We start from the raw sequence: 21,518 nt of genomic DNA on the forward strand, positions 1-21,518 counted from the left end.
GCTGTGAGGTAATATGGTTGATCTTTTAGAATTTTGCGAAAGTTTAAGCAGACTATAGAAAAGTTAGAAACAAAAATAGAAGAGCTTAAAGCAGAAAATAAAGCGCTAAGGATCGAAAACGCTGAGTTAAAAGAAAGGCTTGGCTTAAGTTCAAAAAATTCATCTATACCAAGCTCCAAAGAATTATATAAGATGAGGGAAAATAAGCCAAAAAGTGACAGGAAAGTAGGAGCACAGGTTGGACATAAAGGCAGTTACCGCCCTAAAATGGAGGCAGATGAGATGGTAAAAATAGAACTGCCCAATACGTGTGAGTGCGGAGGAGAAATTGCGGTATCAAAAGATCCGTATACTCATCAAAAGGTCGATTTGCCGGAAATCAAGCCGTATGTAGTTGAATATCAACTAGAGCATGGACGTTGCAAAAAATGTGGAAAAAGAAAAAGTAGCAAGCTACAAGAAGGAGTAACTGCGGACACATTTGGTCCAAGAGTTAAGTCAGTAATTGCAGCATTAAGTGGATTTTACAAGAATTCGAAAAAAGAAGTGGCAAATATTATAAAGGACATTTTCAACCTGGATATCAGCGTCGGTAGTGTATCAAATAGCGAGGCTAGAGTGGCAGAAAAATGCCAAGAAGCATATGAGCAAATTGAGGAAGAGGTAAGCAAGAGCAAAATTTTACATATCGATGAAACTAGCCATTACAACAAAGGTAAACAGGGCTGGTGCTGGATGTTTGCGAGCAAAATAGGAAGTGTGATCAAATTGACAGAGTCAAGAGGGATGAAAGTCCTGGAAAATAGTAAATTTGGAAAGAATAACAACCTAGTAGTGACCGACAGATATGCAGCTTACAACTACTTTTCCAGCAAGAAAAGGCAGGTCTGTTGGGCACATTTAGCAAGAGATTTTGAAAGGTTGTCTCATAGTTGGAATAGCGAAGTGAAAGTTTTGGGGTATTATTTAAGGAATGTTGCTACTGAATTATTTGCATTGAAAAAAGCTCTGTTAAAGGATGAAATAGACACATTAAGGTTCATAAGAAGAGCAAGAAAATTACGCAAGTGAACGAGATATTACTTAAAGAATATATCAAATTTACCCGAGGCAATTGGAGCGTCTCGAGTAGCAAAAAATATCATGAAATCGGATCTGATGATGTGGAAATTTTTGGACGATCCAGAAAATATTCCACTGACAAACAACTATGCTGAGCAACAGATTCGGCATTACGTTGTTTACCGAAAAGTTTCATATTTTACACAATCGAAACGGGGAAATATGTTTCTTGAGAGGATAATTTCATTGTACTTGACTTGGAGGCAAAAGAAGTTAAATCCTTTTCAAAACCTACTGGCTATTGCTTCTTAAGCCATACACCTGAATGGATACATATTCTCATGCTAAATTGACCATTTTATTTATAGGCAATATTTATGGATTTGTTTAGTGATTCTGATACTTATAAGGATACAACGGTAACGTTTGAAGCACAATTGGACAGGTGTAATCTTACAGCTGATTATGATAGCGGCGGTAAAGGCCTTAGCATGGATTTAAAGGATAAGACAGGATTGGGAGGTAGTATTTCGTATGCAAACCATATGCTAAAGTTCTTCTCACCTGATAAGAATTATGAAGTGTCATTAGGTACAATGGAATTTGATGAGAAAAGTAATACAGTCAGAATTGGATTCCAAGCGGCTTTGTTGCATCGCTCTTTGGATAGGAGGCAATGCATAATAAATTCATGAAGCTATCTCAAATTTAGCCATGCCTATTTCAGTAAATTTGTTCAGCAAATAACACTTGAGTAGCATTTCTTTCTCACGGTTAATCTCAGATTTGTTCCTAAAACTAAACCCAAATGTTTGCTTCAGTCGCGAGAAAAAACTTTCTATATAAGATCTCTTCCCATAATTTATCTCTTTTTTCCACTTCTTCATACCATCTTCACCATATGACTTTATGAGCTTGATTGTAGAATTTCTCTCAGCCATATAATCCAGCTTTGGATGCTCCACTGCATTGTTTTGCAGAGGAATTTTTGTCTTTATGCCAAGCTCATTGCACAATTTGTATAACTTCTTTCGATTATATGCTCTGTCTGCATATAGTGTGCTTATATTGTATTTAGCATTAGCCCTTGCAATAAGATCACAGGCTCCATAGTGGTCAGAATAAACTCCACTACTGTATTTTGCAGCTATGACTTTTTTGCTACCTATCTCCAGCATTACATGCAATTTTCTTGTTTGCTTATAGCCACGGTACTTTCTATCTGTACCGTTTGCCTTACTATGGCCTGGAATATTATTGTAGATGCTTATTCCAGTACTATCTATGGCGATCTCAATATTTTCCATACTGTTTTTATCATGTCTTCGATCATTAATTTTTAAGTTAAGCTTTTTGAATCTTCTGGAAGCCTGGGAATAGCTGATAACTTGCAAATTTTTCCCTATTTGCTCAAGGTATCCCGCTATAAACCCCACCGTTTGTCTTAGGCCTATTCTAAACAAATAAGTTATTATGTGAATTAGAATTACGACTTTATCACTATAAATATTGTTGCTACCGGCCATTTTGGGACTTTTTTCGTACCAATTTTCTATGGCATCGTTGACGTAATAAAAAATATTTCCTCTTTCTTGGAGAAATTTGTTATATTCGTAGCAGTTACTGACTTTCATTTTGACTGGCATATTTTTCCTTTGTCGGTTAAATGCCTGTTTATAATGAATTTTGTCAGTAACTCCCAGTTCTTTTTACTTTAGCTATGCAACAAAGCCCGCTAGAATCCAGGTCTTTTTAACTTGATCCTATAAATAGTATGACAAAAAAGCTTTATTATTAAAACATTTCTATTAATTTCATAATCATAGCTATCCACTCTATTTCCTTTAAAAATATCATAATTAATATATAAATTTTATCTAATACTCTTAATTTTCGTCGACTTTTTAATATGATTATGGGAAGTTATATGAAAATCAGTTATTTCCAAAACGGAAATAACTGGTCTTTAAAAGTATGTTGCCGCATGATGGTAGCGTTAAAGTTGTAATTTTGAGATTTATGGAAGCTTTGATGTTCGTATAACTGTGTGTTGCATGCTGGAATGATATTATTATGTAGATAACTGGCTTAAAACACGATGTTTGTACAGTTGTGAAGCCTCAGAACCTATTTACAAATAGGAGAAGCTATATTAGCATTGTCTATAAGAGAGATCGTATTATCTATTCCGTAGAGCTTTATGAAAGATCCCATTCTCGGGCCGGTTTTTTGACCAAGTAATGTCTCATATAATAGCTGAAACCAATCACGTAAGTTTACATAATTGTGCTTTTTCCCAATAGAAAATACCTGTGATTGAATTTCTTCAGTAGTAGCAGCTACAGGTAAAGAGCTTAAAGTTTGCCTTAGATCTAACAATGCTTCTTTTTCCTGATCATTTGGAGTTTTATATGATTTTGTTGGTTTTATAAAATCATGATAATATTTCACCGCAAAATCAGAAAGTCTATCAAGCATCTTATTATTTTCTGGAATTACGTTCGGTGCATAGGTAGATATGAATCCCCAAAGAATCTCTTTGTTTTCAGCATTGCAAGCTGCTGCAAGATTTAAAAGCAGCGTAAAGTTTATACCTGAAGTTTCAATAAAAGGAACATCTCCCTGATGAATGTGCCATACAGGACTATTTTCATCCTTTTTGTCACTTTCGTGGTAGCGTTTAACGGATTCCAAATATTCATCAGTTGATTTCGGTATCACATCAAAATATAGGCGCTTAGCTTTTTTAGGGCTCTGAAAAATGTAAAGTGCTAGACTTTCTGTTGGTGCATAAGTTAACCATTCTTCAATCGAAATTCCATTTCCTTTTGATTTTGAGATCTTTTTACCTTCTTTATCAAGAAAGAACTCATAGCAAAATAAAAGGGGCGGTTTTTCTCCAAGTATTTCACATATTTGACTTGAAAGCACAGCAGATGGCGTTAGATCTTTTCCGTGTGCTTCATAATTTACTCCAAAAGCAGCCCATCTCATTCCCCAGTCTGGTTTCCACTGCAGTTTACACCTTCCTTTCGTTACTGGAGTTTCTATTCTTTCTCCGCTTGAGTCTTCATACGTAATTGTCCCTCTATCTGCATTAATTTCAATTACCGGTACTTGTAAAACTTGAGAGGTTTTAGGGCACAACGGTAAAAATGGACTATAGGTCTGCTGCCTCTCTTCTCTAAATGATGGCAACATTACGCTCATCACTTTGTCATAATTTTTTAATAAGAGTAAAAGTTTTTCATCGTAAATGCCAGATTTATAACACTCAGTTGCACTTCTAAATTCATACTCAAATTCAAATAGATCAAGGAATTTACATAATAATGAATTCATATGATGACCATAACTTTCATGAGTACCAAATGGATCTGGTATCATAGTTAATGGCTTATTTAAATGCTCTTTTAACATCTCTTGATTTGGCACATTGTCTGGTATCTTTCTAAGACCATCCATATCATCTGAAACTGCAATAATTTTGGTTTTTATACCAGGGGCAATTTTTTTTAGTGCATTTACAACAACTGTAGTACGAAAAACCTCCCCAAAGGTGCCAATATGTGGTAAACCAGAAGGTCCATAGCCGGTTTCAAATACTATTTCTTTTTTACTGGGAAATTGCTGCAATATTTTTTCTGCTTCTTGAAATGGCCAACTTATCATTATTTGAGATTAAATCAGTGATAAATATATTTTACTTTAAATGCTACTGATTTCAATGAATTTTTAATATAATACTATATATTAGAGCTAGAGCTATTATTAGAGGTTAAAAATGTCCACAGGTAGTATACAAACAGATCAGTTATTTAAAGGTCTTACCAGGCCTGCAATGCTTTTCGGCGTGAGTTACATGTTTGCAATATTAAATGTATTAATCTGCATGCTGATTTTTATCAACTCAAGTGATTTGAGAGTGATTCTCCTTGTGTTACCAGGAATACATGGACTTGGTTACATAGCTTCCGCAAAAGAACCGTTGTTTATTGAGCTATTTATGGTAAAGCTGGGAAAGTGCTCCAAATGTGTAAATCGTATTTACCACGGAGCTAATTCCTATGATATTACTTAAATATAGTGCAATACAATGTTGAAATTCAGAACCATTCAATCGAAGAATAAGTCCATCTTGGGCAGGGAGCTTCACGCTGCTGAATTTATACCTTATTCTTGTTATTGGAATAATACAACCTTGCTGACAAAAGAGAACTGGTTTGTTAAGGTTATAAAATTAAATGGTTATGCATTTGAAACAGCAGATGATGAGGATTTAGTAATACAAAACAGGATCAGGAATCAGATGCTGAGAAGCATCTCATCTCCAGCATTTAGTTTATATTTTCATACTATCCGGCGAAAAAAAAATATCTTTTCTGATGAATTTGCAAATCAAGATTTACCAAATTTTTTTGCTAATGAGGTAAATATAAAGTGGAGAGAAAAGAATGAAATGAGACAGTCTTTCGTTAACGACCTGTATATTACAATAATTCGCAGAGTAGATAAAAAAGGAGTAGAGTTTTTATCGCATCTAATTAAAAAATTCGGGCATGCAACTTCGAAGGGTGCATGGGAAAATGACATGCGCACTACTTATGAGGATTTGGAAGAAACAACAAATCGTGTAGTGACAAGTCTTAGGAATTACTCGCCTAAAATTCTTGGAGTAAAAGAAACCCCTAATGGTTTATTTTGTGAGATAATGGAATTTTTATCCAGGATTGTAAACTGCGGTTTTGTTACAAATACACTCTTTCCGCTCAGAACTGAAATATCAAAATATTTGCCTGTGCACAGGCTATTTTTCGGTTACAAAATGATACAGGTTCTAACTCACAATGAAAGTAGATACGCTGGCATAGTCAGTATAAAAGAATATGGAAATAACACTTCTGCAGGAATGCTTGACTACTTCTTACAACTCCCGTATGAGTTTATTATTACACAGTCTTTTCAATTTATAAATAGACAAATGGCCATTGCAAAAATGCAGATACAACAAAATCGAATGATACAATCTGCAGACAAAGCTATTTCTCAAATAGCAGAAATTTCGCAAGCACTTGACGATGCAATGAGCGGTAAAATTGCCTTTGGTCAACATCATTTGACTATTTTATGTATAGAGAAAAGTCCTAAAGCACTAGATAATGCTTTGTCTTTAGTAGAATCAGAGCTTTCTAATTGTGGTGTTTATCCTGTGCGCGAGAGAGTAAATCTTGAACCAGCATTTTGGGCGCAAATTCCTGGTAATTTTGATTATATAGTAAGAAAAGGTACGATCAGCAGTCTTAATTTAGCTGGGTTTGCATCGCAACACAACTACCCAACCGGTAATAAATTTGATAATCATTGGGGAGATGCAGTCACAGTTTTTGATACAACGTCTCGTACTCCGTTCTTTTTTAATTTTCATATAAGAGATGTTGGCCACACTATGATAATTGGTCCAACTGGTGCTGGTAAAACTGTACTGATGAATTTCTTATGTGCTCAAGCAATGAAATTTTCTCCGAGAATATTCTTTTTTGATAAAGATCGCGGTGCAGAGATCTTTTTGAGAGCACTTAGCGGCATCTATACTATCATAGAACCAAGAACTAAAACAAATTTCAATCCTTTGCAACTTGATGATACTCCGGACAACAGAACATTCTTAATGGAGTGGATTAAATCTCTCATTTCAGTATACAATGAAAAATTTTCCTCTGAAGATGTCGCACGTATTAATGATGCAATTGAAGGAAATTTTAAATTAAGAAAAGAAGATAGGTTTTTAAGAAATTTAGTGCCATTTTTAGGCCTTGCAGGACCAGATACTTTAGCTGGAGCAATATCCATGTGGCATGAACATGGCTCTCATGCAGCAATATTTGATAATGAAACTGATTTGCTAGACTTTTCAAAAGCAAGAGTATTTGGCTTTGAGATGGCCAGTTTGCTTAAAGATCCGGTTGCTCTTGGGCCAGTATTAATCTACCTATTTCATAGAATCAGCATCTCACTTGATGGCACTCCATCTATGATTGTGCTGGATGAGGCGTGGGCGTTAATAGATAATCCAGTTTTTGCTCCTAAGATAAAAGACTGGTTGAAGGTGCTGAGAAAATTAAATGCTTTTGTAATTTTTGCTACCCAGAGTGTTGAGGATGCAAGCAAAAGTGCTATAAGTGATACACTTGTACAACAAACAGCAACTCAAATCTTTCTGCCGAATTTGAAGGCTACTAGTGTTTATCGGGATGTTTTTATGCTGACAGAACGTGAATATGTGTTAATTAAGCACACGGATCCAAGTACTCGATACTTTTTAGTAAAGCAAGGAGTAAATGCTGTCGTCGCAAGGATAGACTTAAAAGACTTAGATGATATAATCAACGTACTATCTGGACGAGCAGAAAGTGTTCTGCTATTACATGATATATTAAAAGACGTGGGGGATAATCCAAAAGTATGGTTGCCTATATTTTATCAGAAGGTAAAAAATGTTTAAGACTAAGCTAACATTGTTGCTAATTGCAATATTTTTATTAAACATAGACTTTTTGCTTTCATATCCAGCGCTTGCAGATGAAGTAAGTGGTACTGATCAAACAAAATTTTCTAGCAGATTTAACTCTTCTGGTAGCTTTAGTCGTGCTTCTGATCCTGAATGTGGAGCATTTAAAACGGCTGCAGCCACTGCTGGAATAGCCATTGCGGTTGGTGCAATATTTGTCGGTATTGTTTTAACTGTTTCTTCTGCCGGCTTGTTTACTCTTCTTGCAATTATTGGAACAATAGCTGCAATTATTGGTGTTTGGAAGGCCATAGGAGGGCTTGTCGTATGTCAGCACAGCTTTGTGAAGCACCCAATTGCACGTGATTATGATGGAAAATATCAGGATTTTGAATTAAAAGATGCAAACTACAGTAATGAAGTTAACAAAAATTATTTAACGGAAGATGATTACTTTTCTGCATTGAAAGCAAAATCAGGAAAAGATGACGGAAAGAAAGCAGAAAAGGAAATTTTGAACTTTAGTCAGCAAAACAGCACCACTGATTATTATTGGCCAAAAAATGGTATTCAATATAGTGAATATATAGAAGTGTGTCATCGAAATCCTTTAACGTTTGGCAATATTATTAATACAAATGATTTTGAACACAGGGGGGAAGAAGGATACATAGACTTTGATGTCAGGGAAAAAGATACTGGATATGTAGATGGGAGTTGGTCGCCAAAGGTAGATGGAGGTCTAGAATGTGCAGTTCTTAAAGCTGGGCAAAGTAAAAATATACATGGTTCAACATTCAAGGCAGTGAGAAAAATGGGTAGGTTATGTGTAGAGTTAACTGAAATTAAAACGCTTGGTATTACAATGACTCCTTGGCCACAAGGAGTTGATATGGGTTGCACAGAATTGCCACCTGATCCTCTTGCTCCTATGTGTGAACAATCTATAATGATATTCAAGAATAAAGACGGCACAGGTGGTGAGGAAAGAGTTTCTATCGGCAATGACGATGATTACAAAGCTATTATCAGAAATAAAGAAAAGGTAGGAAAGCGTTTTATAAGTTACGACAATAAAGGTTGTTTCCAAGATTACATCTCCGAGGCTTGTTACAACCAGGCAGGAAGTAAATCATTAGCTCCTCTTCCTATAACTTCTATGATAGTACAGTGCATTAAGGAATCATTAGATAATTTAGTTGCAGGCATTGATTCAAGTGGTGATCTGCTAAAAGATAAGAATGGAAACAAAAAGGGTAGCTTTTTGTTCGTTGCTCAAAAGAGGCTAAAAAATACCGTAACTGCTGCTCTAGTATTAGCTTTAGTATTGTTTTCTATCAAGGCAATGTCCGGTGGCGTCCAAAGGCCTCAGGAAATGTATATGTTGATCCTCAAATTTGCCTTAGTGCTTTATTTCACAACGGGTGATACCATGTCCAAGTATTATGGATACCTAACAACACTTTCAAATGGTTTATCAGAAATAGTACTAAAAGCATCATCCGAAAGTAAAAATATATGTAACTATGAAGCAGGTAAAGATTATGAATACACTCGCAATGGAAATAAGATATCTTACAGCTACCTCGCTCCTTGGGATAGACTAGATTGTAGAATTTTATTTTACTTGGGAGCTCCTTTGAGTGGCATTGGAAGTAACATTAGTGGTGGTGCTGCCTTAGTGACAATTATAATTGGTGCTGCTCCTGTCTTATTGGTTGCTGGTTCAATAATTGGTATTGTTCTTGCTGGAGGACAGATTTTAATAGCGCTTGTTTGTATATTTATGGCACTTCTACTGACAATGGTTATTTTATGGATGTGCTATGTATTCATTTTATCTTTGGTTGCTTTAAGCGTAATTGTCATTTTATCACCGCTATTTATTCCAATGGTTTTATTTCAGCACACTAAAACATATTTTGAGGGGTGGGTAAAGGAGTTGATTACTTATAGTCTATACCCAGTTATTCTTTTTGCATTTTTGTCTTTTATGTTCATAGCATGTGACAAGATTTTCTATAAAAATCTAAATTTTGAGAAAAAGGAGACAACAGTGTTAGGTAATAAAAAACAATGGTTTAGTGTCAAGGATGGAGAGTGTAATGCAAATGAATCCACCTTAGCATGCGTTTTGCAGAACTATAGTTTTAAACAGAGTAGCATAATTGGTTTATTTGACATCAACTATATAGAGTTCGGCAGCTCTCCTCTCGGAGAGTTACTAAAATTATGTTTAATATTATTCCTCTTCTATCACTTTTTAACTATTCTTCCTTCAATGGCTGCTGAACTTGCAGGCAACCACAGAGCAGCACTTGGTCAAGGCTCTACTCCTCAACAAATGATTGGTAAAACTTTATCTGCTGCCAAGGCCATTATAGGAGCTGCTGCTAAAGCAAAGTCTGGAGATGCTTCTGGAGCTGCTAAAGATGCCAAGAATGCTACAAACAAAGCAGGTGGTGCTAATGGTGGAGGTTCTAAAGAAAGTATTCGTAAAGGAGGTGTAGGGGGTGATTCGTAAGATATGCCATGTCTAAGTTTTGGTTGATAGCATTAGTATTTCTTCTTTCTGGTTGTGGTGAGAATCACTGCATTAAACCAGAAAGTCTATCAAACTTGCGTGAAAAACTTAATGTAGTATCAACAGAGCAGAAATGGGTTGAGTCTAGTGTGTACATTTCAGATAGGATAACAGTGACAGAAATTGATATAGTACCAAGCAAAATTAATTTTTGCCCCAACCAAGATAAAAAAGATTTTGTAGTTAAAAATGATGGTTCAGTACCTGTAAGTACAATTGATTTTGTAGCCCTTGGTTTGAATGATGGCAATCCTATAGCAGTAATCAATGAGCAGTTGAGTTATTTATGGGAACTAAGAAGAGAAGCATATAGCAATTGGTCCAATCAAGAGTATGTTCTTAAGCAGTTTGAGAATTTTAAAAACACCACATCCAGTAGAATAAGCTATTGCTTCGAGAAAGATTGGTATGCAAATGGTGTAAGAGATGCGAAAAATAGCACAAAGTGGAGTACATGGAAAGATGTTCCATTAAGAGTAAATGATAGCAGTCAGGATCCTTATCGATATCTTAGATTAATTGATGGCCACATAAACGCTTGCCAAAGAAATAAACGTCATTTTGAAGGATTTGCAAAACAAACAGTTTCACTACCATTCGAGCTTAAAAAGGGTGATACGATCAGTTTTAGTGTAGTTGAAAAAAAAATGTGCGAAAATGATGAGACTAATGAAAAAAGATATATCACAACCGATGAAAAGTGCGGTGAACACGAAACAGAATATTTTGCAAAAACTTTAAATCAAGAAGAATGTCAGGGTGATATATGTCCTAATAGATACACTATAGGTAATGCTGAATGGTTAAATGGAAAAGAATATTGGAGTTCTAATTTTTTAAAATCAGATAAAGATAAGAAAAAAAGTGAGATTATAGATGTTATCAAATTTCTAAAAGATAACAACGGAGATTGTAGTAAGCTTTCAGATGATCACAAGAGTAAAGTAGATACGTATATTTTAAACTCTATGTGCAATAAAGTATGTCATTTTAAGGCTAAAGATTGTGTGCAAGTTGAAGGCCTTGATTTGATAAGTGGCATGCATGATTATAATGATATGCGTGATGAAGAGGGTGATCATGATGAAGAGAATAATAAAATCAGGTTTGCAAAAACACTTATAAGAGAGGTAGAATCTGGAGCGCAGTCTAACGTTCCTTTATTAAGAATTACAATGAGAGATGAAGATTTTGAGCACCTGCAAGGTGGTATACGCACTAACTATAATCATAAAGTAGAAAAGGATTACCCTCAGGGTGAAAATTTAATCTTTACCTTTGGTTATGCTGGTGGAAAGGGTGGTTATAATATGAGAGTGACAAAAAATCATAGCCTAGCAGATAACCTATATATACACGTTTCTGATAAACTCCCAGAGCATAAAGCTGGTGAAAATCAAGCAGACATACCTGTGGATATTAGCAGAATTCATGATGTCCAATATATGGAAAATTTAAGAGATAAACTGAAGGATAAAACTGGCTACATATACTATGGAATAAAGGATCATGGCTGTGATTATAAAAATGAAGGTAAGTTTAACATTAATTTAACAATAAAAGAACCGCCAGTTAAAACTTTTAGTGCAATATATCACTTCTTTGATGAGAAAGTTAAAACTGCATTCTTTGGCTCTAGCTACAAAGATGGCAATGCAACTCACTCCGAAACCAGCCCTGTAAAATCACTTTATCAAAGCTTCGTAGGATCAAACAGAGCGCATAATATTAGATCTACAATAATATCACTACTAACACTATATATAGTCTTATACACTCTTTATTATTTTTTTGGACTAACTCATTTATCTATATATGAGTTTTTAATTATATGTGTGAAGATAGGAATTATTGTCCAATTATTACGAGACGATAGCTGGAATTTTTTCTATAACAATGCATTTTCTATGTTTATCAACGCCCCAATGCAATTGATAGAAGTAGCAAATTTCAGAGGTACTACTTCAAATGTTTTTGAATTCCTTGATTTGCCATTAAATAGATTTTCATCATCACACTTAATACTATTAATAGTATCTCTTATCTTTTCTGGTCCTTTAGGTTTTGTATCTTTTTGTTTGGTAATCTGGGGCTTAATAATAGTATGTTTATCTATTTGTCATGCATTATTTTCTTTTATTACATCAATAGCAATTGTTGCATTATTATTATCCTTAGCGCCTCTTTTTATTATTTGTCTGCTATTTCCGTATACTCGGCAGATGTTTCTAGATTGGGTAGGATTTTTAACAAGATTTGCAATTCATCCAGTGGTGCTTCTACTTTTCATATCATTGATAAGTCAAGCTATGGACTATATTATATATTCAGTGTTTGATTTTGAAGTCTGTACTACATGTATATTTAGTATTAACTTAAAGATTTGGGAGCCATGTATACTTTATAGTTATGCCTCTAAATACACACCCAATATCACTGCTATGATGGCTTTCGTCATTTTAGGCCATGCTATGAAAGCTTTGATCGAAGCATCTTCAACAATATCTGAAGCATTATCTAGTACTAACCCGTTAGGTGAGCCTGGAAGACATTATCAACAGAGTTTAATGGGATTAGTTGGTCTTGATGAAACCAGCGTTGCAAGAAGAGAGTACGCAAAACAACATGAAGAAAAATATGGAACGTCTACTGGCATCTCTCAATCATCTGGTGGATCAGCTCAAAAAGCACAAACACCTCTACCAAGGCCTGAAAGGAAGTGAAATATGATAAACAAGATATCATTACTAATTATTATATGCTTCTTAATCACTGGATGCACAATGGATTGTGTTGAACCAGGATTACAAAGTAGAAATACCAGCGTGAACGTAACTGTTCCAGTTCATGAATCTAAGGATGGAGCTAAGATTTACTGGATTGATTCCGATCAAACAATTAGCAAAGATGAAAAGGTAAAATTTAGTATTAGCGGATCAATCAATTTTTGTCCTTCTCAGGGTGAAAAAAAGGTGCTTGTTCCTGCTAGCTTCTGCGATGATGGTTCAGAACCAAGGTATGCAAAAGCTAAAAATATTAATGCAGTACAAGATAATTACGGTATTGATAAAAACGAGATGTGTGGTGGTCAAGAATTTGGTAGTAATAGACGCTATGTTGATGCTGAAGTAAAAGTCAATCCAGGTGATAAATTAAGTTTCAACTTAGTTGCAAGGGAAGTAGAGATTAATTACAGCGATCCTGAAGGAAAAGGCATAAGTTTTGATGATAACTGTTATAAGGCAGAGGGAGGTAATGAGAAAGCTACAGCAAAAGACATAATTGAAGGAGGAACATTTTGGTGTAAAGATAAGGATGGTAAAAGGAATGAGGTAAAATTTCCATCGCTTAGTGAACAAGAAATGAAAACCAATAGAGTGCTTGTTGGTAATGGCTACACTCCTTACGATAACAAAGTGCATTTTAATAAAGATTATATTAAAGACGATGTGCCATGGATAAATGGTGCATTATCAGATTTGCGCCGTACTAAAGTGGGATTAAATGAATTATGTGATGGAAAGAGATGTAGTTCTGGTGAGGTAAAAAAATATAGCTCATATGAGCTTAATTGTTACTATCAGAATATATGTTACAACAAGGAAGGTACTGGTGATAATTGTGTTTCCTCAATCAGATATAAAAAATACGACAATAATAATACATGTGACATGTATTCTCACCTTAAAGAAATGCAGGAAGCGCATGAACGAGGTGATTATAGTGTAAAAACTATAGATGATGCATGGGCTGAAGCTCTTGTCGCAAAGATTGGTAACCTTGATGCACAATATACTGCTAAAGGTAATCAATGTCTTCCAAATAGTGGTGGTGCAAGAAATGATAATACATGTTCAAGAACTAACGGCGACTTCAAGGACTTTTCTTTACAGTTAAGCCGTGAATACAAAGTAAATGAAAACATACAGCCTGGTAGTAATGTTATGCTTGGTATAGCATATAATGGTAATGCTTCAGGGTTTAAAAGGGGTGGATATCATGTTAAAGTAAAAAGATCATGTGAACATACTGATGGTAATAAATTGTATGTATATCTAGGCGATAAACCACCTAAAGATTTATCCACTATAGGAAGTAATAATTTTAATAGAGTATCGGTATTAAATAAAATTAAAGAAGATGATATTGATTATTATACAATAGATGGAAACAAACTTAATGAAGAAGGGCCAAAAAAGATATATTTTGGTATTGATGTAAGCAATGTTAATATAAGTGATATTACAGACAAAAATGGTAAGTACTATGAAAATAATAAATACACTATCACTCTGTTTGTAAAAAAGAAAATAAATGATTTTATTTCATCAAGTATAAATAAGCTATTTGATTTTATAAGGGAAGGTGGTGATGATAACGTTAAAACTTCCTATGAGGGATATAGAAAAGGGCTCCTACAAGGGGTAAGAGCTTTACTTACTCTATACGTTATATTTTCCGTTGTTGGCTATATGATGAGAACAATACAACTAAGTAAGTTCGACTTCATCGTAAGAATGATGAAAATAGCATTTATAGCTTTTGTTTTCAGCGAAAAAAGCTGGGAATTGTTTGGTATGACTCTATCTGGGCTTTTTGTAAATGGTAGCACGTATTTAGTTGACAGTTTCTCTGGCTATATAGCAAGTGATGGAAGAAAATTTGCATTTTTAGATCTAACAGCAGGAGTATTATTTACTTCAGAAACTTGGTTGAAATTTCTATCGTTGATGCTTTCTGGTCCTTTTGGCTTTATTGCCTTTTTAATGATACTTAGAGCTACGTTTGCATTCTTGAGATGTATTATTAGTGCCACATTTAAATATGTAATATCTACTGTTTTGGTGGCGTTTCTTTTGTCACTAACACCTCTATTTATTGTATTTATGTTATTCCAACAGACAAAATCTTTGTTTGATGGTTGGATAAAAACGCTCGCACATATTGCAATAGCACCAGTTATTTTATTTTCATCTTTGTCTCTTTTGAATCAGTTGATGTATTTAGTTCTGTATAACCTCACGAACTTTTCTGCATGTTATCAGTGCTTAATTAGCGTAAATTTCTTGTCCTATGATCTATGCCTTATGAAATCAATACTACCTCTGGGATATAATCCTGGCACTACTGTTGACGTAGCATTAAGTAGTGGAGAAAGAAGCGGTGGACATTTTGCAGCTTTACCTATAGACCTTATTCAAGCGTTTATATACTTAATTATTGCCAGTGCAATGGAAGTCTTTGTCCATGCATCAGAAGTAATGGCACAATCGATATTTAGATCTGGCTATGGAGTGACAGGTAGTGTACGTCAAGTTGCGCACAATGCATCGCAAGCTATACTATCAACTGTTGGCCTTGATAATGAAACACAAGAACAAATTAAAGCAATAAAAAGGTCGCCTGCTAAGGATAGAGCTAAAATAGATATTCAAGATAGCAAATCTTCTGATGGCACTGATCCTCAATCAAATAAATCTAACACAAAAAAGCAACCAGGTAATAAGGGAGGGGAAAAAACAGGTAAGTCAGGAGTACAAGAAGAAGTCGCACGTAGAGGGAGCACGAGTAGTAGTGATTCTGGGAGAAGTAACGTCAACAGTCGTGAAACAGGAAATGGGGGAACAGGAAATGGGGAGGAAAATTAAAAGGAGAGTTACATTATATAGTAACTAATTAAAAAGAGATTTTAAGTAAAGTTTTAGAAATTTATTTTGTGGTGAGAGAAATGCAATTATATTGCAGCAGATATTGGTTTAAGTTACTACTTCTTGTAGTATGTATATTGATAACAGGCTGTAACAAAAACGATATGCCTTTTCCAAGATGCATATCTGCTGATTATTTCGGTCCTGAGCCTGTTGCAGTAGGTGCTCATTTTCCAAGTGATCATGTTAATTTTCTTCCAGAAGGGGATGATAGCAGTCCTATTGATCCTGATACTGGAGAAGTCAATTATGGTTTTCACTCCAATCAAGTAGTGCGATGGAAAGATACTGGATTTGAAACTAATGGAGATGATCTAGTGGTGCGAGTTAATGGTGCGTGGACATCTTGGGGTATTAATAACAAAAAGGAATCTAATAGTAGCTATAGTTTAGAGAATTTGGAACAATTAAAGTACGCAACCAAATTTGAAGGTGGTAGTGGTGATAATGCACTACCTGATTTTCACCTGATTTGTAATGATTATAAATCTAGCAATAGAAATATCTCAAGCAATCCTAGCGTGAGCTGCAGTGTAAATTGTAAATGCCTTAATGAAGACGAAAGTACAAGGCGTGGCATACCATGCTGGTTTACTAATGGTCACGGTGCTTATTTCTTATTTAAAAGACCAGGCGATGAAAATCCCAATAAAAGTTTAAAATATATGCGTAATCCACAATCTCCCAACATACATTTGGGTTATAATTCTATAGCAGAAAACGGAAGCGGACTTTTTACCTTAAAGAGAGATAGCACTGAACTAAAGGATGGAAAATGTGTTGGACAAAAGCTAGAAAAAGGATGGAAAATATATGTAAAAATATTAGACAGATATTACCTAGATAATGCAGGTGGTTATTCCTTTGAGTTTTTAAGTGGAGTGCAAAAACCAAGTAGCTTTGGTTTTTTTGATGAAGTTTATAGCTTTCTAAAATGTACACTGTTAATCAATGGAAACTGTCAAGGATATTTTGAAAGTAATGATCCTGCAGCTGCGCAAGCTATGTTTGAGAACATAGCTGAAAAAAGTACAGACTTTCATAATTTTGTACGCTCGCTGTTAGTGTTATATGTAGTGATTTCATCGCTTCTCTATCTTTTTGGTATGGTGCAGGATACTAGACATGATCTGATTGTTAGAATGATGAAAATTACGCTTGTAGTAGCGCTTATCTCTCCTGGTAGCTTCAAGTTTTTCTATAATCATTTCCTTGTGTTGTTTATCAAAGGTCTTGAACAATTAGTAAGTATCATTACTAACTTTGCTCCCAACTCAAATACTGATAAATTATTTGGCTTCATAGAGAATATGTTCAATAAGTTTTTTGCTTATTCAGTATGGAAAAAATTTGCAGGACTTTGGCATTACCAAATGTGGGCAAGCAGCTTGATGATACCAGCGATTTTTGTAGGAATAGTTCTATATTTCATATTATGTATATATGCTTATGTAATATTCTTATCTGGTTTTGTAGGTATAGCGTTCCTCATAGCTATAATGCCACTGTTTTTCATTTCCATTTTATTTTCTCAACTAAAAGATCTATTTCAAGGTTGGATAAAATTCTGCATTAGTTTTTGTTTACAGTCGATTATGGTATTTACTTTCTTGTCGTTGTTTGCTGCACTTATAATGAGTACCTTTTATAGGCAGTTAGGCTTTACAGTATGCTATAATAAATGGCTTGAGATAAGGCTATGTGCGCCGTCATGGATGTTTGGTGGATTTTGTGTTATTAACAATCAGTATTTTGATTGGACTCCAGGGCAAATTTTTGTACCTTACACTATTGGGGAAGCTTCTCCTCTCAATGTAGATAAAAGCATGGCAGGAATAGAAAGCTTAAGTAGAGAAGGTGGAACAGTAAAATTTACTAATGGTGCCGGATATATTCTCCTTCCACCGGATTATGTTGAAAAAGGGTTCCGCTATATAGATTATCCTTTCTTTAACCCAGTTCCTGGTACTGAAAGCAATCCGACAGATCACTATATCACAGAAAGCGATTTAGTTATTAATAAAGACTGTAATGTAAAGGATCTGGTGCGTTTAACAAATAGTTTATCACATGCAGTAGAAAAATCTGATATCCTATCTCTCATCGACAATATAGGTAAGAGAGTAAATATAGACAGTACAATAAAGAAAAAAATCGAAAAATATAAAAAAGATAACATTCTATCCGATCTAAAGGACGAGATAAAATCTTTAGTAGTTAAAGAAGTAGAACGAGATGCAAGTTGCCAGATACAAAAATTTCATGAGGTAAATAAAAAGTATCAAGAAAATAGTGACTATAAAAGAGTGCAGGATATCAAGAGGGGATATTTAATCAATGCTGGAGATATATTTGTATTATTCTTGCTCTCATTTTTAATGTTCTCTCTACGTAAGTTTGCACAGGAATTGGGTTTAAGTCTTGCTAGAGGTGGATACAGCATTGGCAGCATATCTCAGATGTATGATTCATCTCCCTTGGCCGGCATAGCAGAAGCGATGAAGAATCAGTATCAAAAGTCTGTTGGTGGCAAACTAGAATCTTTGGGTAATTGGGCTATGAATCAACCTAATAGAATAGCTGGTGGTGTAGCTCACCTTATCGGTAGGGGTGTCGGTAAGTATCTGCCTGTGAATGTTAATATTGGAGGTAAGGAAGTTAATCTAGTGCAGGCAGCTTTAGATGCACCACGCAAACTTATCAATGTTGCTGTTGGAGCAACAAAATTTATGACATCGCCTAAAAACGACGTTGATAAACTTGAAGAAAAAATTTATAATGCATTTGGAGTTGATAAAGAGGATATTGCACATAGAAGAATTAACAAATACTTGGATTACTATAGAGGGTATGTAGGATCGCACTTAGGTTATACACTAGAAGATGCTATGAAATTTGCTTGGAATCATGGAGTTGATTCCATAGGAAAACGCGGATATAAGCATAATTTACTTTATAGGGCAAAAACACACAGAAAAGAATTCTTACAAAAGCTTCGCGATTACACCATAGGCCGCAAAAGGGTGCCAGAAAGATATAAGGATGAAGAAGACAATACTCAACCTCAATCCAGTGAAGAAGTAAGAAATATCTCAGGAGATAATGATGAAGGACGTGAAGTGCTCACAAGAAGCTCTCCTGGTTCACCAAGTTCACAAGCATCAACAAGCTCTTCTGGTCCATCAAGTCCACAAGCACCAAGAAGACGCCCTAAAAGGAAAGCACCAGAACCACCAGACAGAAGAAGCTTGCCTGGTGATAGGGAACCTGATTCAGACGACGATGAGGTATAAATGAAATCTAAGCAAAATTTTAAAGGTCTTGATCATTATAAGCTGAAGCAAGATGAAAATGGCAACATAAAGTTGGATAGTTATGATGACGTTTTAAATGCGCGTATAGCAAGGCTGAATCTATTATTAGACAATGTGCAGCCTAATGATGACATTAATCTTACTAGATTGAATAATGCTTTAAGCGAAAAATTTACAGGTGATCAGGGATTGTCATCAGAATTTGAAAAAGAGGACCAAGAAATTGCACAGGAAGAGCTTAAGATGTTTAGCATTTTAGATAAACTTGATGATCTTACAGATGTGAAAAGTGAGGATTTATTAGAAGTAAGCTTATTATTATCAGATCTAAGCTTTATAGAGAGAAATATTGTGCTAAATCCTGACCAGAACTCAGATTTAGCAGGATTTAAAAATTTATTTATTGAAAAAAAAGCTTCAGGTGAGGAATATAATCATAAGGAATGCGAAAGTTTTCTCGATAATATAGAAAAGATAAATACTATAATCAAGCTAGAGCTAGAAAGTAGAATTGAAGGGCGGGAAAATGCTGAAGAAATTAGCCATGACAATTTACAGGATGACATTGGTCAAGCAATGGATACAGTAGATAAGAACAAGGTAGATGATTGTATCCATTCAGGGGTATGGCTTAAGAAGCAATAGCCAGGTATCCATTCAGGTATATGGCTTAAGAAGCAATAGCCAGTAGGTTTTGAAAAGGGTATCCATTCAGGTGTATGGCTTAAGAAGCAATAGCCAGTAGGTTTTGAAAAGGATTTAACTTCTTTTGCCTCCAAGTCAAGTACAATGAAATTATCCTCTCAAGAAACATATTTCCCCGTTTCGATTGTGTAAAATATGAAACTTTTCGGTAAACAACGTAATGCCGAATCTGTCGCTCAGCATAGTTGTTTGTCAGTGGAATATTTTCTGGATCGTCCAAAAATTTCCACATCATCAGATCCGATTTCATGATATTTTTTGCTACTCGAGACGCTCCAATTGCCTCGGGTAAATTTGATATATTCTTTAAGTAATATCTCGTTCGCTTGCGTAATTTTCTTGCTCTTCTTATGAACCTTAATGTGTCTATTTCATCCTTTAACAGAGCTTTTTTCAATGCAAATAATTCAGTAGCAACATTCCTTAAATAATACCCCAAAACTTTCACTTCGCTATTCCAACTATGAGACAACCTTTCAAAATCTCTTGCTAAATGTGCCCAACAGACCTGCCTTTTCTTGCTGGAAAAGTAGTTGTAAGCTGCATATCTGTCGGTCACTACTAGGTTGTTATTCTTTCCAAATTTACTATTTTCCAGGACTTTCATCCCTCTTGACTCTGTCAATTTGATCACACTTCCTATTTTGCTCGCAAACATCCAGCACCAGCCCTGTTTACCTTTGTTGTAATGGCTAGTTTCATCGATATGTAAAATTTTGCTCTTGCTTACCTCTTCCTCAATTTGCTCATATGCTTCTTGGCATTTTTCTGCCACTCTAGCCTCGCTATTTGATACACTACCGACGCTGATATCCAGGTTGAAAATGTCCTTTATAATATTTGCCACTTCTTTTTTCGAATTCTTGTAAAATCCACTTAATGCTGCAATTACTGACTTAACTCTTGGACCAAATGTGTCCGCAGTTACTCCTTCTTGTAGCTTGCTACTTTTTCTTTTTCCACATTTTTTGCAACGTCCATGCTCTAGTTGATATTCAACTACATACGGCTTGATTTCCGGCAAATCGACCTTTTGATGAGTATACGGATCTTTTGATACCGCAATTTCTCCTCCGCACTCACACGTATTGGGCAGTTCTATTTTTACCATCTCATCTGCCTCCATTTTAGGGCGGTAACTGCCTTTATGTCCAACCTGTGCTCCTACTTTCCTGTCACTTTTTGGCTTATTTTCCCTCATCTTATATAATTCTTTGGAGCTTGGTATAGATGAATTTTTTGAACTTAAGCCAAGCCTTTCTTTTAACTCAGCGTTTTCGATCCTTAGCGCTTTATTTTCTGCTTTAAGCTCTTCTATTTTTGTTTCTAACTTTTCTATAGTCTGCTTAAACTTTCGCAAAATTCTAAAAGATCAACCATATTACCTCACAGCCACTCTAGTTTACCTTTTTAGCATTCCTTGTCTACTCTTTATTTTACCGCCCAGCTGAATGGATACCTATTTTCTTTAAAAATATCATTATTAATATATAAATTTTATCTAATATTCTTAACTTTCGTCGACTTTTTAATGAGATTATGGGAAATTATATACAAATCAGTTATTTCCAAAACGGAAATAACTGCCCCTTAAATGGAAATAACTGGTCTTTAAAAGTATGTTGCCACATAATGAT

The 21,518-nt window shown here is 35.0% G+C and carries 10 protein-coding genes and 2 pseudogenes; 9 read left to right on the forward strand and 3 right to left on the reverse strand.

The genetic code is table 11. The annotated features are described in order from the left end of the window. Positions 1 to 13 precede the first annotated feature (13 nt). Both tnpC (HF197_RS05290) and HF197_RS05295 read left to right on the forward strand, forming a co-directional pair. Positions 14 to 1,374 (forward strand): annotated as a pseudogene (gene tnpC, locus HF197_RS05290) (IS66 family transposase). Positions 1,375 to 1,439: 65 nt separating this feature from the next. Then, the gene (locus HF197_RS05295; RefSeq protein WP_168463942.1) at positions 1,440 to 1,757 is read left to right on the forward strand and encodes a hypothetical protein; all 318 of its coding nucleotides are present in this window, start codon (positions 1,440 to 1,442) and stop codon (positions 1,755 to 1,757) included. Here HF197_RS05295 and HF197_RS05300 read toward each other — a convergent pair. Both HF197_RS05300 and HF197_RS05305 read right to left on the reverse strand, forming a co-directional pair. Beyond that, positions 1,752 to 2,708 (reverse strand): IS5 family transposase, encoded by a 957-nt coding sequence (locus HF197_RS05300; protein ID WP_168463866.1) that lies wholly within the window; start codon positions 2,706 to 2,708, stop codon positions 1,752 to 1,754. The genes HF197_RS05295 and HF197_RS05300 overlap by 6 nt on opposite strands. Positions 2,709 to 3,189: 481 nt before the next feature. After that, positions 3,190 to 4,734, reverse strand: a complete 1,545-nt coding sequence (locus HF197_RS05305) for a lysine--tRNA ligase (protein WP_168464534.1) — start codon at positions 4,732 to 4,734, stop codon at positions 3,190 to 3,192. Positions 4,735 to 4,846: 112 nt separating this feature from the next. Here HF197_RS05305 and HF197_RS05310 point away from each other — a divergent pair, with 112 nt between their 5' ends. The 7 genes from HF197_RS05310 (at position 4,847) to HF197_RS05345 (ending at position 19,821) form a co-directional block, all read left to right on the forward strand. Then, positions 4,847 to 5,143: a type IV secretion system protein VirB3 gene (locus tag HF197_RS05310; RefSeq protein WP_168464535.1), complete on the forward strand. Its 297-nt coding sequence runs from the start codon at positions 4,847 to 4,849 to the stop codon at positions 5,141 to 5,143. A gap of 15 nt (positions 5,144 to 5,158) precedes the next feature. After that, complete coding sequence (locus HF197_RS05315) at positions 5,159 to 7,564, forward strand: VirB4 family type IV secretion/conjugal transfer ATPase (RefSeq protein WP_168464536.1); 2,406 nt, start codon at positions 5,159 to 5,161, stop codon at positions 7,562 to 7,564. Continuing rightward, entirely contained in the window at positions 7,557 to 10,094 is a 2,538-nt protein-coding gene (locus HF197_RS05320) for a TrbL/VirB6 family protein (RefSeq protein ID WP_168464537.1), read from the forward strand. The genes HF197_RS05315 and HF197_RS05320 overlap by 8 nt, the downstream gene beginning before the upstream one ends. An 8-nt stretch (positions 10,095 to 10,102) precedes the next feature. Then, positions 10,103 to 12,877, forward strand: coding sequence for a TrbL/VirB6 family protein (locus HF197_RS05330; RefSeq protein ID WP_246168468.1), 2,775 nt, complete (start codon positions 10,103 to 10,105; stop codon positions 12,875 to 12,877). A 3-nt stretch (positions 12,878 to 12,880) separates the two neighbouring features. After that, on the forward strand, positions 12,881 to 15,802 hold the full coding sequence (locus HF197_RS05335) for a TrbL/VirB6 family protein (protein ID WP_168464538.1): 2,922 nt from the start codon (positions 12,881 to 12,883) through the stop codon (positions 15,800 to 15,802). 80 nt (positions 15,803 to 15,882) lie between these two features. Then, entirely contained in the window at positions 15,883 to 19,155 is a 3,273-nt protein-coding gene (locus HF197_RS05340; protein WP_174855539.1) for a TrbL/VirB6 family protein, read from the forward strand. Continuing rightward, positions 19,156 to 19,821 carry a WD_0853 family protein gene (locus HF197_RS05345; protein WP_168464540.1) on the forward strand — a complete coding sequence of 222 codons (666 nt, stop codon included), beginning with the start codon at positions 19,156 to 19,158 and terminating at the stop codon, positions 19,819 to 19,821. Positions 19,822 to 19,900: 79 nt separating this feature from the next. Here the strand turns inward: HF197_RS05345 and tnpC (HF197_RS05350) are convergent. After that, a pseudogene (gene tnpC, locus HF197_RS05350) lies at positions 19,901 to 21,261 on the reverse strand (IS66 family transposase). Positions 21,262 to 21,518: the final 257 nt, after the last annotated feature.

Origin of the sequence: Wolbachia endosymbiont of Ctenocephalides felis wCfeT (genome assembly GCF_012277295.1) — a bacterium.
Taxonomy (GTDB): domain Bacteria; phylum Pseudomonadota; class Alphaproteobacteria; order Rickettsiales; family Anaplasmataceae; genus Wolbachia.

What these genes read in the sequence shown, in the direction of transcription:
- HF197_RS05330 (WP_246168468.1), top strand. Translation starts at nt 10,103, where the DNA reads ATGTCTAAGTTTTGGTTGATAGCATTAGTATTTCTTCTTTCTGGTTGT.
- HF197_RS05315 (WP_168464536.1), top strand. Translation starts at nt 5,159, where the DNA reads ATGTTGAAATTCAGAACCATTCAATCGAAGAATAAGTCCATCTTGGGC.
- HF197_RS05340 (WP_174855539.1), top strand. Translation starts at nt 15,883, where the DNA reads ATGCAATTATATTGCAGCAGATATTGGTTTAAGTTACTACTTCTTGTA.
- HF197_RS05335 (WP_168464538.1), top strand. Translation starts at nt 12,881, where the DNA reads ATGATAAACAAGATATCATTACTAATTATTATATGCTTCTTAATCACT.
- HF197_RS05300 (WP_168463866.1), bottom strand. Translation starts at nt 2,708, where the DNA reads ATGCCAGTCAAAATGAAAGTCAGTAACTGCTACGAATATAACAAATTT.
- HF197_RS05305 (WP_168464534.1), bottom strand. Translation starts at nt 4,734, where the DNA reads ATGATAAGTTGGCCATTTCAAGAAGCAGAAAAAATATTGCAGCAATTT.
- HF197_RS05295 (WP_168463942.1), top strand. Translation starts at nt 1,440, where the DNA reads ATGGATTTGTTTAGTGATTCTGATACTTATAAGGATACAACGGTAACG.
- HF197_RS05310 (WP_168464535.1), top strand. Translation starts at nt 4,847, where the DNA reads ATGTCCACAGGTAGTATACAAACAGATCAGTTATTTAAAGGTCTTACC.
- HF197_RS05345 (WP_168464540.1), top strand. Translation starts at nt 19,156, where the DNA reads ATGAAATCTAAGCAAAATTTTAAAGGTCTTGATCATTATAAGCTGAAG.
- HF197_RS05320 (WP_168464537.1), top strand. Translation starts at nt 7,557, where the DNA reads ATGTTTAAGACTAAGCTAACATTGTTGCTAATTGCAATATTTTTATTA.